Origin of the sequence: Acidovorax sp. NCPPB 3576 (assembly GCF_028473605.1) — a bacterium.
Lineage (GTDB): Bacteria > Pseudomonadota > Gammaproteobacteria > Burkholderiales > Burkholderiaceae_C > Paracidovorax.
The window spans coordinates 747,271-761,455 of record NZ_CP097267.1 but is presented as its reverse complement, the minus strand read 5'-3'; the positions used below and the strand labels follow the sequence as shown (position 1 = coordinate 761,455).

The following is a 14,185-nucleotide window of genomic DNA, read 5'->3' as shown; positions in this document are numbered from 1 at the left end:
AGATTGGAAGCATGTTCATTAAGAACGGCCGCCAAATGTTGCGCGAGGGGGGGCGGACCGGGCTGGAGGTTGCACCGCCCCTCGTCCGATCGATGTTGGAGCGCCAACCGGTGCTGCTGGAGCCATGCCGGTATACGAAGTAACGGCTGCACGAGGCAGTTGCAGGACACGGCTTTGGTCACCCTTGATGAATGTGACATTGCGACCGTTGATGGACTGGAGCGTCCACCCTTCGATGTTGTCATTCAAGCGTGCACGGCGGTGCTTGCCTGCCACTTCGATGATGATGCCTCCTGCACCATCGCCGACAAAGACGCCTGACAAGCGAGCGGTGCTGAGGTTGTCGACCTGCACTTCCTCGGCAGCCTTGGGCGGCGGAGGCGGTGGAGGCGGCCTGCGCGTGAAAGCAAACAATGGACGATCCAGCATCGCAATGAACTGCCCGGTGTCTGCATTGGTCACCCCTGGCAACGCGGGAAGCATGGCGGCGAAATCCGTGCGGTGTGGCGTTGGTTCTTGCCAATGCACATTGCGAACGCTTCCATCCGGCGCCACCCACATCCATGCCAGAAGAATCAGCAACGCTGCATTGGCCAGCAGCAGCAGATGCAAGGCATACCGCTTCATGTGCGCTCCCGCAATACGCTGAGGCCGAACTGCGCCGACAGCCGGGGGGCGACCTTGGGATCCGAGTTGGCATAGCCGCCCTGCAGTTGAATGTCCAGATCATTGATGACGATGATGGGCATTTGACTGGTCAGAACGGCCAGTGCACTTTGCAGAGCCAGCATTTCGCCCTCGGTCCGCACGGTCAGGGGAATGCGATCAAAGCCCTTCTCGTCCTTGGCTGGCAGCACTTGGCTGCTGATCACCTGCAAGCCAGCCGCGCTGAAGATATCCCGGATCCGCTGCTGGGCCGCATTGCCAGTCTGGTTGGCATCCTGGGACGCCGGATAGATGTACTGCGTTCTTGCCGCATTGGCCTGAGAAAGCACGGCTTCAATATCTGCCCGCTGCGACTCCAACCCCAGAAGCCGCGCATAGCGCGGCTCCATTTGCGCCAGTTGAGACTCGGCACCTTGGTGCTTTTCAGCGATGTACCAGCCCAACAAGACCAGAGGGAGAATCGCCAGAGCCAGAGTACAGACGAGGATCAGCCCCTCACGGGATGAAATGCGTTTCATGGCTTGGTACGGTTCGCAGGCGAAGAAGCGGGCAATGCAGGCGCCGTGGTGGTATGGCCGCCGAATGTGGCGACCGATCCGCCAAAGGCAGCTCCACCGGCCGATGGAGATGCACTGGCCGGTGGCGGTGCGACTGCGCTGGGGGATGAATTGGCAGGCAGCGCAGAGGCTGGGACGGCAGACGCCCCGGCTACGCTGGCGCCTGAAGCGGCAGCGCTGGCAACGCCCGCGGGCACAAGGGCCGGAGTCATGGCCCCAGTGGAGGGCATAGCGGCCTTGCCTGCGGTTGCACTACCCACCACTCCGAAAAACTGAGGATCCAGCGTGAATTCAATGGCAAACGTTTCCTTGGCGGAATTTCCCATCCGGGTGGCAGCGGATGGGGCACGGACCTCTCGCAACCCCGGCTCATTGCCCAGCACCTGCATCAGGGCGGCAGCGTTTCCGGTCATTCCCACGATGGTCACTTTGGCGCCTTGCATGCGAAAACTCTGCAGATAGGTATCGTCCGGCAGTAGCTGGGTGAGCTTGTCCAACGCACGCAAAGGCTCAATGCGCGTGGCAAGCACTTCCGACAGCATTCCGAGCTTTTCTGCAGATTGCATGAGTGCATCCCGCTTGGCGACGACCGGAGCCGTGCGCTTGGCCGCATCCTGGTAGCTCTGCGCCGCCTCGATCGCGCGCTCACGCAATTGAAGCGTAGGGGTCACCGCAATGGCGACGGCCAGAACGGCCATCGAGAGCAAAAGCCCATAGCCCGCGCGCATCCATCTCAGTGCGTGCGCATGGCGCAAGCCTTCACCATAGCCTCCAAGCACGATGGGGCGCTGTTGATTGCTACGCACCCAGACTTCCGGGTTTGACACGCCGCCAAGGCGAGCGGCCTGGGATGCGAGGTATTGGGCGACCTGCTTGCGAGATGCCAAGGCCAGCTCGATTCGGGAACTGCCAGCAGTGCCTTCGAGCAAGCGATAGCCCCACACCAGATCCGCCTCGGGAAAGGGGCTGATGGCGCGCACTTCCAGAGCACCAGCCTTGGCAATGTCCGATTCAGCCATGGGAGGCAAGGTCAGCGTCCGGCGAAGCACGAATTCTTCAGGCAGCTCCACGGCAGTGAAGCTGGCCTTGACCGGGCCCGCTACCTTGGACTGTTTTTCGTCCCCCAGCCAGAAAGAGAGGCCGTCCTCGGGATGGAGCAGCACGACCGGCGCGGACGGCGTCAACCAGGAGAACAGCGGCCAAGCATGCATGCCCTGCCAGGGGCTGCGGACATCACGCCAGAGCGCGTGCAAATCGATTCCCAGGAAACGGGCATCGGAGGAAATGGAAGGCATTGGTGGCTCAGGAGTTTTTACGTATCACGGGCTCAACGCCTGAACTGGCACGGAAGGTCTGCCACGGCAAACCGCCCTTCGAACGCGCGTTGAAATCGATGCTGCGCGATACGCGCAACCAAACACCGTCCGGCATGGGAACCCTTGCCTGGATTCGCAGCCGCCGAACCGTCGAGTTATCTAAAAATGCGGCCTCCAGGGCCGTGGTGTCGATGCCTTCAGCGCCGGCATCCCGGTCCGCGACGATGCGCATGGCGACTGCAGCGTTTCCTCCGGCAAGGACAGTCAGTACTTCCATGGGCGCAGCCATCGGATTGACCAAGCCTCGCCCTCGAAGATCTGCAGTGATGAGCGGCGAAAGTCTAGCATAGAGGGTGTAGTCCACCCCGGGCACCTTGAGCAGGTCTTCTTCCGATTCGAAACGCTGCGGCACACCGCGTGGATCACGCCGTTCACGCATTTCCACTGTGGCTTGAGCGAGCCCCTGGGCCGCCTCTGCCGGCATCTCGCCCGCAACCGAAAAGAGCTTTGCCAGCAAGGCAACAGGCGCACCATTGATGTCGATCAGGCCATTCAAAGGCATGGCCTGGACCTGCATCGTGACCCCGCGATAGTCGATCTGCGCCTGCCGGGTGCGGGCCAGGGGAGTGTTGCTGGCCACCAGGGCCTGCAATGCCAGTTGAATTGCGGCATCGCCCAGCGCTTGCGCCTGGACGTTCTGGCGCGACAAGGACATGACGCGCGCCTCTTCCCTGATGGACCGTGTCAGGCCAGACACGATGATGGTGAGGGCCGCGACCATCCAGAGCACGGCCAATAGGGCCATCCCGCCCTGTTTCTTGTTACGGTGCTTACTTGGTTTGCACTGATTCACGAGCGGCTCCCGCCAAAAGTGGCTCCGTCGCTGGCCGGATCGCTGGATGGGAGAACGCGCATCGGAATGACGATGTCCGGCCAAGCACCTGCGGAGGTCCGGATCGCGATCGAAACCCGCTGAGGCAGCCGATCAACCGCCTTCCAGGGAGCGCCCCAAACGGGAGGCTCTTCATTGGCGTCTTCGTACCGGAGCGAAAAGCCGGTCATTCCGTCCACCAGCACGTAACTGGCGGCCTGGCTCCAATCCGGCGCCCCGCCCCCATCGATCCAAGGCAAGTACCGCAACACCAAAGCAGGTCCCGACGCCTGGTCCAGCACGCCCAATCGAAAATGGTAGCGCCCACCCACACCATAACGGGCTGGCATCACACCCACCCAAGCCATTTCCTCGGGCAGCCCGATGAAAAAGTACGGGCTCTCGTCAATGGAGACGACAGCGGCCCGCTTTTGCAGAGACACCCGGCCCAGCACCGAGCGCAGAAACCCGTTGGCCACCCGAAGCTCATCGGTCCGCAGCATCCGGAGATCCACCCTCGCTTCCGTTTGCGCCGTGGTACGCAACGCAGACCCCAGGGCCAGCATCACCAGCGAAAGCAAGGTGATGACCACCAGCAGTTCCACCAAGGTAAAGCCGTGCTGGCGCGGCGCCTTCGAGCCTTCGGGCAAGCGCTTCATCATCCACGCCCCGGCTCGGGCGGCTTGCGCTGTGGCCGCAAGGTGTTCAGTTCGAAGTTGCGCAGGCGCACACCGTCCGACCAGGAGATGACGATGTTCACCTCGTGCAAAGGCGGGATGGCGGGCCCTTTGAACTCCGTCGCATAGGGCGCCGTGGTGATGCGCCACTGGTAGCCTGCGGACTCCCCCGACTGGTTCAAGCCCTGCTCGGGAATGGCGTCGCGCAGGGAGAGCAACGACTCGGCCAGCACCACCGCGCGTTGATAGCGATCCACGTCCGCGACGCTGCGCGCGCTGCTGCCCATGGCGCGGTAAAGCATGCCGAGCGACAGCGCCATGATGGCGAAGGCCACCAGCAACTCCAGCAAGGTCAAGCCCCGCTGGCGGCGATGCAGGCCCCGCATCATCGGGTGAGGGCCTCTTGCGTCACGCGCCCCGACAGCCAGTCCACCCGCAAGCGAGTGCCGACTCCGGGCGCCCTCAGGATTTCGATGCTGCCGCCCGTGGCGCCGCCACCCGGCAGGAAGCGGATGGCCGCCTGGCTCTGCGCATTCAATTCGGTACCGGCCACGATCGCACGCAATTGCAGCGGCTGCGGCAACGGCTTCAGGGCAGAGTCGTTGCCGTACATGCGGTTCTTCAAGTCGACAGAGAAGCGTACCTCCCGCCCTTCCGCCATGGCGGTGAAACGGGCGGCACGCATCTGGCTGATCATCGTGCGGACCGTGTCACGGTACTGCGCAGAGTCCCGCAAACGATCAAAGGCCAATGGCGCCAAGCCGATCACGAGCGCCAGAATGGCGAACACGACCAGCAATTCGACCAGCGTAAAGCCGCGCTCGCGCCGCATGGCAGGACGCCTGAGAAAGCAGGCGATCAGGGCGTGTTGCGGATGTCGGCGGCTTCGCCTTCACCGCCAGGGGCGCCATCGGAGCCGAGCGACAGGATCTCGATGCCGCCGTTCGGGCCGGGGTTGGCATAGCGGTAAGGATGGCCCCAAGGGTCTGCAGGCACGCCACCCTTGAGGTAAGGACCCGTCCAGCCGTTCACGGAACCGGGGCGCTTCACCAGCGCCTCCAGGCCTTCTTCCGTCGAGGGGTAGCGCCCCACGTCGAGCTTGAACAGTTCAAGCGACTTGTCCAGATCGGCGATCTGCACACCGGCCGTCTTGGCCTTGGCACCGCCCAGCTGGTTCAAAACACGGGGGCCGACGAGGCCTGCCAGAAGCGTCAGGATGGCCAGAACGACCAGCAGTTCGATCAGCGTGAAGCCGCGAGCGGATTTGCGTTGCAAAGGGGCGCCACAGGAGCGGCCAGCACGGGAATGCGCCATGAAAAAGGACTCCTTGGACAAACAAAAATTATACGGCGAGGTCATTGATGGACAGGATCCCGAGAAGGATGGAAACAATGATGGCGGCGATCAAAACACCCAGCACCAGAATGAGTACGGGCTCTACCAGCGTGAGAAGCCGTTTGATACCGGTTTCGACTTCACGGTTCAATATATTGGACAGCTCGAGCATCATCTGGCCGATGCGGCCCGTTTCCTCGCCCACACGGATCAGGTTGATCGCCAGGGGCTCGAAAATCCCCGTGGCGGAGATGGCCTGTACGACTTTCCCGCCTTCTTTCACGATGGGGGCGACGCGGGCCAGTGCCTGCTGCAAAACGGTGTTGCCGACGGTTTCCGTCGCGATGTGCAGTGCCGTCAGCATGGGCACGCCATTGCCGAGCAGGGTGCCCAGGGAGCGCGAGAACAGCGTGAGCTGGTATTTCAGCGCCAGGCGCCCCATGAGCGGCAGCTTCAGCAGCCGTGCCTGCCACCATTGCCGCCCTGCGGGAGAGGCCGCCCAGCGGCGCACCATCAGCCCCAGGCCCAGGGCCACGATGCCGATGAACAGGCCGTAGCGCGTGAAGGCATGGCCCAGCGCCATGACGATCTGGGTCGGCATCGGGAGCGCATCGCCCATGTCGGTGAACAGCTTTTCGAACTGCGGCACCACGAATCCCAGCATGGCGATGAGCGACAGTACGGCCACGCCGAGAAGGATCGCCGGATAGATTGTGGCGGAGATGACGCTGTCGCGCAGCGCGCGCTGGCGCTCCATGTGCTCCACGAGCCGCTCCAGCACCGACGACATCTGGCCGCTGGCCTCGCCCGAGCGGATCATGTTGATGTAGAAATCGCCGAACAGCTCGCGGTGCTGCGACAAGGCCCGGCTGAGCGGCGTACCGCCCTTGACCGCGTCCAGAATGCCCTGCAGCAACTCGGCCATGCTGGGCTTGTGGCTCATGTCGATGAGCACGCGCAGCGCGTTGTCCAGGGCGAGCCCGGCCCGCAGCATGATGGACAGTTCAGACGTGAGGGCAAGCACATCGGCCGCCTTGACCGGCCCCTTGCCGCTGCGCCCTTTGGGCACGGCGGCAGCGCCGATGGCCTCGTTGGCGGACGCGGCGCCCATGGCACTGTTGGCGCCCGCACCCGCGGCGGCGATCGAGTCGCTGATGGTCAATGGCGTGAGGCCCTGCGCCCTGAGTTGCTTGAGCGCCTGGGCTTCATTGATGGCAGTGAGCCGGCCTTCGACCACTTTGCCCGAGGCGGCAGCGGCACGCCAGACGTAATCAGGCATCGGCTTGATCCTGTGTCACGCGGGCGAGTTCGTCGAGCGTGGTCATGCCTGCGGCCACTTTGCGCAATCCGTCTTCGTAGAGGTTGAGCATGCCGCCTGCGGTTGCCAATGCATTCAACGCGTTGGCGTCGCGGCCTTCGATGATGGCGCGGCGCATGGGCTCGTCCAGCACGAAAAGTTCGTGGATGCCGGTCCGGCCACGGTAGCCGGAGCCTCGGCAGTGCTCGCATCCCACGGCCCGGTAGATGGCCTGGCCCACCCCGCTGAAACGCGCCAGCCCCGTGCTCTGCCGCACCTCTTCGCCCGGCTCGAAGGGCTCTTTGCACTGGCCGCACAGCGTGCGCACCAGGCGCTGCGCCAGCACGCCGTTGACCGCCGAGGTGATCAGATAGCCCTCGACGCCCATGTCTTTCATCCGGATCACGGCGCCGGCGGCCGTGTTCGTGTGCAGGGTGGACAGCACCAAGTGCCCCGTGAGCGCCGATTGCACCGCGATCTGCGCCGTCTCTCCGTCGCGCATTTCGCCGATCATGATGATGTCGGGGTCCTGGCGCAGGATGGAGCGCAGCGCGTTGGCGAAGGTCAGGTTGATCTGCGGATGCACCTGGATCTGGTTGATGCCCTCCAGCTGGTACTCGACCGGGTCTTCGACCGTGATGATCTTGTTGGCCCCCGCATCGATCTTCGACAAGGCCGCATACAGCGTGGTCGTCTTGCCGGAGCCCGTCGGGCCGGTGACCAGCAAGATGCCGTGGGGCCGTGCGAGCAGGCCGTTGAACCGCTCCAGCGTGTCTTTCTCGAAACCCATCGTTTCCAGTTGCAGGCGCACGCTCGCGCGGTCCAGCACCCGCATCACCACGCTTTCGCCATGCACGGTGGGCACGGTGGACACCCGCAGATCGAGTTCGCGGCCCTTGACGCGCGTCTTGATGCGGCCGTCCTGCGGCAGGCGGCGCTCCGCGATGTCCAGGTGGGCCAGCAGCTTGACCCGCGAATTCACGGCCGCGCTCAGGCGCGGCGGCACCAGTTCGCCGGCATGGATCACGCCATCCACCCGGTAGCGCACGTGCAGGCCGTCATCGAACGGCTCCAGGTGGATGTCGGAGGCGCGCAGATCGATCACGCGGCCGATGATGGCGTTCACCAGGCGGATGACGGGCGCTTCGCTGGCCAGGTCTTTCAAATGCTCGACGAAGTCGCCGCCATCGGAGCCATCGCCGAAACCGTCATCGGCCTCGTCGTCTTCGGCCGCCTGCTCCACCACGGGCGCGGACAAGGCTTTTTCGATGTCGCTGTCCAGCGCCAGGTGCGGAACGATCACATGGCCCGTGGCCAGATGCAGCGCCTTGACGACGAACGCATCCTGCGGAACGGCCATGGCCACATGCATGCGGCCTTCGCTGACCTGCAGCGGATACACGCTGTTGGCGTGCAGAAATTCGGGCAGCAGCCCCTCGACCTCGGGCATGAGTTCGGGAAACTCGCCGGCCGGCACGATGGGAATGCCCAACTGGCGCGACAGCGACTGGATCACGTCCAGCTCGGACACCAGGCCCAGCCGCACCAGCACGCGGCCCAGCAGGCCACCCATTTCCTGCTGCGCGGAGAGCGCGCGATCCAGGTCACGGGCACTCAGCTTGCCCGACTGGACAAGCAACTCCCCCAGCGGAGGGCGCGGCGCAGGCGTCGCGTCTGCCAAGGGTTCGATGCGGTCGGGAAGGGTGTTCGTCGTCATGGAGGTGGTGAAAAAGCTCGCCTTGAGCGGCGCTGCGTGCCATCAGGCATGCGCGCAATGGGGTCCAAGTGTAGCCGCGGCAGCAATGCGGCCCCTGGCGCAAAAAGGCATGCCCCTTGCGCGTTCCGGGGGCCATGCCGTGCATTCGCTTACAGTCGCGGGCCACCCCCTGATCGATTTCAGCGCCTGCCCCTTACCGCCCATGCAAAGACCCTCCCGACGGACTGCCCTGCACGTGTCCATGGCCCTCGCAGCCATGGGCGTTCTTCTGGCTGGCGCGGGGGGCGCATCGCTGCTGAAGCGCCATGCGCCGGCGCTCCCGTCCGAGGCCCATCGACTGCTGCTGGCCCCGATGGTCAGCGTCATCGAGCCTTGCGTTCTCTCGCCCGAGACCCTGCCGGCCTCGATGCAGGACCTGGCCGAGCGCTGCCAGGGCCCGCAGGGATCGGCCGCCGCGCTCGTCGAATCCACGCTGAAAACGCTGCAGCCCGCCGACCAGACATCGCCCCGCCAGGCCCTGGGCTATACCCTGCCCGTGCCCCTGCTTCGCCTCTTCCGCCAGGAGGCGGATGGCGCCTGGCGCATCGACGATGAAAAAGTGGGGCGCCTGGTCCGCACGCTGCGCGACACACCCCGGCCGGCGATCCTCTACCTGTTTTCCACGCATTTCTCGGCGGAGGCCCCGATCGAGGCCGCCCTGGCCGCCGACCCCGCCAACATGGGCCACACCCGTGACGGCGCATTGGGCACGGACGACTATTACGACTCCAAGGTCTTCAATTGGACGTTCGCCACCACCCGCAACTCGCTGACCGAGCGGCGCGAGCAGGCGATGCGCGCGGTGCTTGACGCCGCATGCCAGTTGCCCGCACAGGACCGCGCCAAGATCCGCGGCATCACGCTGCTGGGCGAACTGCACCACCTGTTCCCCAACTTCCAGGCAGGCATGGGCTTCGACGGCCCTTACCGCGTGACCGACTACAGCGCAGCCTCGGTCGAGGGGTTCCGCCGCTATCTGCAGGCCGAATTCGGCGGCATCGAGGCCTTCAACCGCGCCGTGGGCGGCGACTACGCCGCGTTCTCCGACGTGCAGCCCCCTTCCCGCGACATCCGCACGGAGCCGCTGCGCCGCTACACCGAGCACATCGATTCGTTCGCACAGGGAACCCTGCCCATTTCGGGCTGGGCCCATGTGGAAGGCGCCACCCCGGAGCGACCCGCCTGGATCCACCTCTACCGCAACGGCCACTTTGCGGGCAAGACCGCCGTGCGGCTCGGGCGGCAGGATGTGCTGGCGGCCAAGCCGGAGTTCGGGGACGCCAACACGGGCTGGCGGCTGGACCTGGACTTCCGTGGCCTGCCGGCCGGGCTGCACCAGTTGGACATCTTCCTGGAAACCCGTCCCGGCGCCCTCACCCACCTGGGCCGCCGCGATGTGGCCATCATGGATCGGCAGCAGAACACGCCGCAGCCGCAGCCCCAGGCAGCACTGCCTGCCAGCACGCCGGCAGCGCCCGGTGTACAGGCCCACATCGACACTCCGCGGGATGCGTCCTCGTACTACTACAACCCGCTCGTGCCGCTGTGGCACGCCTTCCGCGCGCAGCAGGGGGTGGACTACCTGCGCTATTTCGATGGCGTGGTGGCGCGGTCGTGCCTGACCGGCGTGCCGCGCTACACCCACCAGATCGTGCCGTTCACGAACCCGGGCTGGGACGAAAACAAGTTCGCCATCCAGGCATCGCTGCGGCCGCTGGGCAACATCCGGCTGGGCGTGAGCCTGTATGGCGAGCCGACCTACGGGCACTCCTATTTCGACTGGCTGGGCCACAGCGGCAACACGCGCTATGGCATCACCGAATTCCATCCCCTGAAGGCGATGGATGCCTCCTCGCTGCAGCGCGTGTTCGATGCCCATGCACAGAAGGGGGCGGACTTTCTCTCGTTCTTCGCCGAGCCGCGCTGGCATGGCGCGCTGGTGCCCCGGGGGCACAACATGTTCTCGTTCGATCCCGACAACACGAAGTTCGGCTCCGACCGCCTCTACCGGGCCACGCAGCAGACGCTGGCACCCAAGGGCCCGTGAGCCGGTGATGAGGGACGGGTCCCGCTCAGCCTGCCGCAGGCTTCAGGCAAACACCTCGGCCTGATCCAGCGGCAGGCCCTTCATGTCCTTGGCGGACAGGCTGGGTTCGCCCTCGAAACGCCAATCGATCGCCAGGGCCGGATCGTTCCAGGCAATGCAGCGCTCATGCTCGGGGGCGTAGTAGTCGGTGGTCTTGTAGAGGAAATCCGCGCTCTCGCTGAGCACCACGAAGCCATGGCCGAAGCCGGGCGGCACCCACATCTGGCGCTGGTTTTCTTCGCTCAGTTCCTCGCCCGTCCATTGGCCGAACGTCGGGGAGCTTTTGCGCAAGTCCACCGCCACGTCGAACACCGCGCCGCGCACCACGCGCACGAGCTTGCCCTGCGGCTGGCGCAGCTGGTAGTGCAAGCCGCGCAGCACGCCGCGCGCGCTGCGGCTGTGGTTGTCCTGCACGAACGCATGGCGCGTGCCGGTGGCCTCGTCGAAGGCGCGCTGGTTGAAGCTCTCGAGGAAGAAGCCCCGCGCATCGCCGAACACCTTGGGTTCGAGAACGACGACATCGGGAATGCGGGTGGAAATAACGTTCATGGAGAAAGTGCCAGCAACGAAAAAGAAAAGAGACAGAAGGGAAACACCCCCGGCCTGAAAAGGCCGCGCCAGGCGGGCACAGGCCGAAGCGGCTCGGCGCCCGTGCGCCCTGCTACTCGCGCGGCTCCCGGAGCAGCCGCTGCAGGTACTGGCCGTAGCCGTTCTTGGACAGCGGCTGCGCCAGCCGGGCCAGTTGCGCATCGTCGATGAAGCCGTTGCGCCAGGCGATTTCCTCGGGGCAGGCAATCTTCAGGCCCTGCCGGTGTTCCAGCGTCGCGATGAACTGCCCGGCTTCCAGCAGGCTTTCATGCGTGCCGGTGTCCAGCCAGGCATAGCCCCGCCCCATGATCTCGACGTGCAGCGCGCCTTGCTCCAGGTAGAGGCGGTTCAGGTCGGTGATTTCGAGTTCGCCGCGCGTGGACGGCTTCAGCCGCTTGGCCAGTTCCACCACCTGCGCGTCGTAGAAGTACAGCCCCGTCACGGCATAGCTGGACTTCGGGGCCTTGGGCTTTTCCTCGATGGACAGCACCTTGCCGCTGGCATCGAACTCGGCCACGCCGTAGCGCTCGGGGTCTTGCACGTGATAGGCGAAGACGCTCGCACCCTCCTTGCGCTGCAAGGCGCTGCGCAGCAGGTCCTCGAAATCGTGGCCGTGGAAGATGTTGTCGCCAAGCACCAGGGCGCTCGGGCTGCCCGCGAGAAACTCTTCACCGATGAGAAACGCCTGGGCCAGCCCATCGGGGCTGGGCTGCACGGCATAGCGCAGCTGAATGCCCCACTGGCTGCCGTCGCCCAGCAATTGCTCGAAGCGCGGAGTGTCCTGCGGCGTGCTGATGACCAGGATTTCCCGGATGCCCGCCAGCATCAGTGTGCTGAGCGGGTAATAGATCATGGGTTTGTCGTACACCGGCAGCAATTGCTTGCTGATGGCGAGCGTGGCCGGGTGCAGGCGGGTGCCCGAACCTCCGGCGAGGATGATGCCTTTGCGTGCGGTCATGTGCTCTCTCTGGCCTGGGTGCTAAAGGATTTCGGCAAGCATGCGCGAGACGCCCGCCTGCCAATGCGGCAGCACGAGGCCGAACGTGGATTGCAGCCGGCGGGTGTCGAGCCGCGAATTGTGCGGGCGCACGGCCGGAGTGGGAAACGCGCTCGTCGGAACGGCCGCCACCTCATTTGCTACTATTTTTATAGCATCACCCCCTAGTGCTGATTGCGCCAGAACGTATTTTGCATAGGCATGCCAGTTGGTCTCGCCAGCGGCCACCAGATGGTAGAGCCCGGCATCCTCGGGGCGCTGCTGCAGGTGGCGCAGGGCATGCGCCGTGACGTCGGCGATCAGGTCGGCGCCGGTGGGGGCGCCCCACTGGTCGTCGATGACCGTCAGGCGCTCGCGCTCCTGGGCCAGGCGCAGCATGGTCTTGGCGAAATTGCCGCCGCGGGCGGCATAGACCCAGCTGGTGCGCAGGATGAGATGGCGGGCCCCGCTCTGCCGGATGAGCTGTTCGCCCTCGAGCTTGGTGCGGCCATAGACGGACAGCGGCGCCGGCGTGTCGGTCTCCACCCAGGGGCGGTCGCCGCTGCCGTCGAAGACATAGTCGGTGCTGTAGTGCACCAGCCAGGCCCCGTTGCGCGCGGCCTCGTCGGCCAGCACGCCCGGCGTCGTGGCGTTGAGCGTGCGGGCAAAGTCCGGCTCGCTCTCGGCCTTGTCCACGGCCGTGTGGGCGGCCGCATTCACGATGACGTCGGGGCGCAGCGCGCGCACGGTGTCCACGATGCCGGCGGGATCGGCGAAATTGCCGCAATGGTCGGTGCTGTCGTGGTCCAGCGCCGTCACGGTGCCCAGCACCGACAGGCTGCGCTGCAACTCCCAGCCGACCTGGCCGCCCTTGCCGAAAAGCAGGATATTCATGCGCTGGCAGCCAGGGCGTTCGGTGCCGCAGCCGCCGCGCCGGGCGCGGCCTGGTACTGCGTCTGCACCCATTCGCGGTAGGCGCCGCTGGTCACGGCCGCCACCCACTCGGGGTTTTCGAGATACCACTGCACCGTCTTGCGGATGCCCGTCTCGAAGGTTTCGGCGGGCTTCCAGCCCAGTTCGCGCTCGATCTTGCGGGCGTCGATGGCGTAGCGCCGGTCGTGGCCGGGGCGATCCTTCACGTAGTGGATCTGCGCGGCATAGCTCTGGCCGTCGGCGCTCGGGCGCAGTTCGTCGAGCAGGGCGCACACCGTGCGCACGATCTCGATGTTGGGCTTTTCGTTCCAGCCGCCCACGTTGTAGGTTTCGCCCAGTGCGCCGCCTTGCAATACGCGGCGGATGGCGCTGCAGTGGTCCTTGACGTAGAGCCAGTCGCGAATCTGCATGCCGTCGCCGTACACCGGCAGCGGCTTGCCCGCGAGGGCGTTCACGATCATCAGCGGAATGAGCTTTTCCGGGAAGTGATAAGGCCCGTAGTTGTTGCTGCAGTTGGTGGTGAGCACCGGCAGGCCGTAGGTATGGTGCCAGGCGCGCACCAGGTGGTCGCTCGCGGCCTTGCTGGCCGAATACGGGCTGTTGGGCTCGTAGGCATGGGTTTCGGCAAAGGCCGGATCGCCGGCCGACAGCGTGCCGTACACCTCGTCGGTGGAGACATGCAGGAAGCGGAACGCGGCCTTGTCGGCCTGCGGCAGCGCCAGCCAATACTGCCGGGTGGCCTCCAGCAGGCGGAAGGTGCCGACCACGTTGGTCTGGATGAAATCTTCCGGCCCGTGGATGGACCGGTCCACATGCGACTCGGCGGCGAAGTTGACGATGGCGCGCGGCCGGTGCTCGGCCAACAGCTTTGTCAGCAGGGCCGTATCGCCGATGTCGCCTTGCACGAAGACATGCCGGGGATCGCCTTGCGCACTCGCCAGGTTCTGCAGATTGCCTGCGTACGTGAGCTTGTCCAGGTTGACCACGGGTTCGTCGCCCGAAGCCAGCCAGTCCAGAACGAAGTTGGCGCCGATGAAGCCTGCGCCGCCGGTGACAAGAATCATGGGATGAGGGTCGCGCGAAGCGCCGCTGTGTGAAAGCCGCGGATTATCCCATCGCGTGCCGGG

At 65.2% G+C, this 14,185-nt stretch carries 15 protein-coding genes; 1 reads left to right on the top strand and 14 read right to left on the bottom strand.

Translation table 11 applies throughout. The features are described 5' to 3' along the window. Window positions 1–18: 18 nt before the first annotated feature. The 10 genes from M5C98_RS03735 to M5C98_RS03690 are packed head-to-tail and all read right to left on the bottom strand — an operon-like array spanning window position 19 to window position 8,436. On the bottom strand, window positions 19–627 hold the full coding sequence (locus tag M5C98_RS03735) for a hypothetical protein (protein ID WP_272551048.1): 609 nt from the start codon (window positions 625–627) through the stop codon (window positions 19–21). After that, window positions 624–1,184 carry a type II secretion system protein GspM gene (gene gspM, locus M5C98_RS03730; RefSeq protein ID WP_272551046.1) on the bottom strand — a complete coding sequence of 187 codons (561 nt, stop codon included), beginning with the start codon at window positions 1,182–1,184 and terminating at the stop codon, window positions 624–626. Before gspM ends, M5C98_RS03735 begins: the two co-directional genes overlap by 4 nt. Then, window positions 1,181–2,518: a PilN domain-containing protein gene (locus M5C98_RS03725; protein WP_272551045.1), complete on the bottom strand. Its 1,338-nt coding sequence runs from the start codon at window positions 2,516–2,518 to the stop codon at window positions 1,181–1,183. The genes gspM and M5C98_RS03725 overlap by 4 nt, the downstream gene beginning before the upstream one ends. A 7-nt stretch (window positions 2,519–2,525) precedes the next feature. Further along, window positions 2,526–3,344 (bottom strand): type II secretion system protein GspK, encoded by an 819-nt coding sequence (locus M5C98_RS03720; RefSeq protein ID WP_272551044.1) that lies wholly within the window; start codon window positions 3,342–3,344, stop codon window positions 2,526–2,528. A gap of 44 nt (window positions 3,345–3,388) precedes the next feature. Next, window positions 3,389–4,069, bottom strand: a complete 681-nt coding sequence (locus M5C98_RS03715) for a prepilin-type N-terminal cleavage/methylation domain-containing protein (RefSeq protein WP_272551043.1) — start codon at window positions 4,067–4,069, stop codon at window positions 3,389–3,391. Further along, window positions 4,069–4,476 (bottom strand): PulJ/GspJ family protein, encoded by a 408-nt coding sequence (locus tag M5C98_RS03710; protein ID WP_272551042.1) that lies wholly within the window; start codon window positions 4,474–4,476, stop codon window positions 4,069–4,071. The genes M5C98_RS03715 and M5C98_RS03710 overlap by 1 nt, the downstream gene beginning before the upstream one ends. Then, window positions 4,473–4,919 carry a GspH/FimT family pseudopilin gene (locus tag M5C98_RS03705; RefSeq protein WP_272551040.1) on the bottom strand — a complete coding sequence of 149 codons (447 nt, stop codon included), beginning with the start codon at window positions 4,917–4,919 and terminating at the stop codon, window positions 4,473–4,475. Before M5C98_RS03705 ends, M5C98_RS03710 begins: the two co-directional genes overlap by 4 nt. A 26-nt stretch (window positions 4,920–4,945) precedes the next feature. Next, complete coding sequence (gene gspG, locus M5C98_RS03700; RefSeq protein WP_272551038.1) at window positions 4,946–5,401, bottom strand: type II secretion system major pseudopilin GspG; 456 nt, start codon at window positions 5,399–5,401, stop codon at window positions 4,946–4,948. Window positions 5,402–5,429: 28 nt separating this feature from the next. Continuing rightward, a complete protein-coding gene (locus M5C98_RS03695) occupies window positions 5,430–6,701 on the bottom strand; it encodes a type II secretion system F family protein (RefSeq protein WP_272551036.1) in 1,272 nt (423 codons plus the stop codon). Beyond that, on the bottom strand, window positions 6,694–8,436 hold the full coding sequence (locus tag M5C98_RS03690) for a GspE/PulE family protein (RefSeq protein ID WP_272551035.1): 1,743 nt from the start codon (window positions 8,434–8,436) through the stop codon (window positions 6,694–6,696). Before M5C98_RS03690 ends, M5C98_RS03695 begins: the two co-directional genes overlap by 8 nt. Window positions 8,437–8,638: 202 nt before the next feature. Here M5C98_RS03690 and M5C98_RS03685 point away from each other — a divergent pair, with 202 nt between their 5' ends. Further along, the gene (locus M5C98_RS03685; RefSeq protein ID WP_272551034.1) at window positions 8,639–10,522 is read left to right on the top strand and encodes a hypothetical protein; all 1,884 of its coding nucleotides are present in this window, start codon (window positions 8,639–8,641) and stop codon (window positions 10,520–10,522) included. A gap of 42 nt (window positions 10,523–10,564) precedes the next feature. Here the strand turns inward: M5C98_RS03685 and rfbC are convergent, their stop codons facing one another. From rfbC to rfbB, 4 genes are all read right to left on the bottom strand, one after another. Then, entirely contained in the window at window positions 10,565–11,110 is a 546-nt protein-coding gene (gene rfbC, locus M5C98_RS03680; protein WP_272551033.1) for a dTDP-4-dehydrorhamnose 3,5-epimerase, read from the bottom strand. Between the two features lie 112 nt (window positions 11,111–11,222). Beyond that, a complete protein-coding gene (gene rfbA, locus M5C98_RS03675; protein ID WP_272551032.1) occupies window positions 11,223–12,107 on the bottom strand; it encodes a glucose-1-phosphate thymidylyltransferase RfbA in 885 nt (294 codons plus the stop codon). A 21-nt stretch (window positions 12,108–12,128) separates the two neighbouring features. Then, window positions 12,129–13,019, bottom strand: a complete 891-nt coding sequence (gene rfbD, locus M5C98_RS03670; RefSeq protein WP_272551030.1) for a dTDP-4-dehydrorhamnose reductase — start codon at window positions 13,017–13,019, stop codon at window positions 12,129–12,131. Then, window positions 13,016–14,122: a dTDP-glucose 4,6-dehydratase gene (gene rfbB / locus M5C98_RS03665; protein WP_272551028.1), complete on the bottom strand. Its 1,107-nt coding sequence runs from the start codon at window positions 14,120–14,122 to the stop codon at window positions 13,016–13,018. The genes rfbD and rfbB overlap by 4 nt, the downstream gene beginning before the upstream one ends. Window positions 14,123–14,185 lie beyond the last annotated feature (63 nt).

Excerpts from the sequence above, each read along its gene's own strand:
- M5C98_RS03735 (WP_272551048.1), bottom strand. The coding sequence starts at position 627 with ATGAAGCGGTATGCCTTGCATCTGCTGCTGCTGGCCAATGCAGCGTTG.
- gspM (WP_272551046.1), bottom strand. The coding sequence starts at position 1,184 with ATGAAACGCATTTCATCCCGTGAGGGGCTGATCCTCGTCTGTACTCTG.
- M5C98_RS03725 (WP_272551045.1), bottom strand. The coding sequence starts at position 2,518 with ATGCCTTCCATTTCCTCCGATGCCCGTTTCCTGGGAATCGATTTGCAC.
- M5C98_RS03720 (WP_272551044.1), bottom strand. The coding sequence starts at position 3,344 with ATGGCCCTATTGGCCGTGCTCTGGATGGTCGCGGCCCTCACCATCATC.
- M5C98_RS03715 (WP_272551043.1), bottom strand. The coding sequence starts at position 4,069 with ATGAAGCGCTTGCCCGAAGGCTCGAAGGCGCCGCGCCAGCACGGCTTT.
- M5C98_RS03710 (WP_272551042.1), bottom strand. The coding sequence starts at position 4,476 with ATGATGCGGGGCCTGCATCGCCGCCAGCGGGGCTTGACCTTGCTGGAG.
- M5C98_RS03705 (WP_272551040.1), bottom strand. The coding sequence starts at position 4,919 with ATGCGGCGCGAGCGCGGCTTTACGCTGGTCGAATTGCTGGTCGTGTTC.
- gspG (WP_272551038.1), bottom strand. The coding sequence starts at position 5,401 with ATGGCGCATTCCCGTGCTGGCCGCTCCTGTGGCGCCCCTTTGCAACGC.
- M5C98_RS03695 (WP_272551036.1), bottom strand. The coding sequence starts at position 6,701 with ATGCCTGATTACGTCTGGCGTGCCGCTGCCGCCTCGGGCAAAGTGGTC.
- M5C98_RS03690 (WP_272551035.1), bottom strand. The coding sequence starts at position 8,436 with ATGACGACGAACACCCTTCCCGACCGCATCGAACCCTTGGCAGACGCG.
- M5C98_RS03685 (WP_272551034.1), top strand. The coding sequence starts at position 8,639 with ATGCAAAGACCCTCCCGACGGACTGCCCTGCACGTGTCCATGGCCCTC.
- rfbC (WP_272551033.1), bottom strand. The coding sequence starts at position 11,110 with ATGAACGTTATTTCCACCCGCATTCCCGATGTCGTCGTTCTCGAACCC.
- rfbA (WP_272551032.1), bottom strand. The coding sequence starts at position 12,107 with ATGACCGCACGCAAAGGCATCATCCTCGCCGGAGGTTCGGGCACCCGC.
- rfbD (WP_272551030.1), bottom strand. The coding sequence starts at position 13,019 with ATGAATATCCTGCTTTTCGGCAAGGGCGGCCAGGTCGGCTGGGAGTTG.
- rfbB (WP_272551028.1), bottom strand. The coding sequence starts at position 14,122 with ATGATTCTTGTCACCGGCGGCGCAGGCTTCATCGGCGCCAACTTCGTT.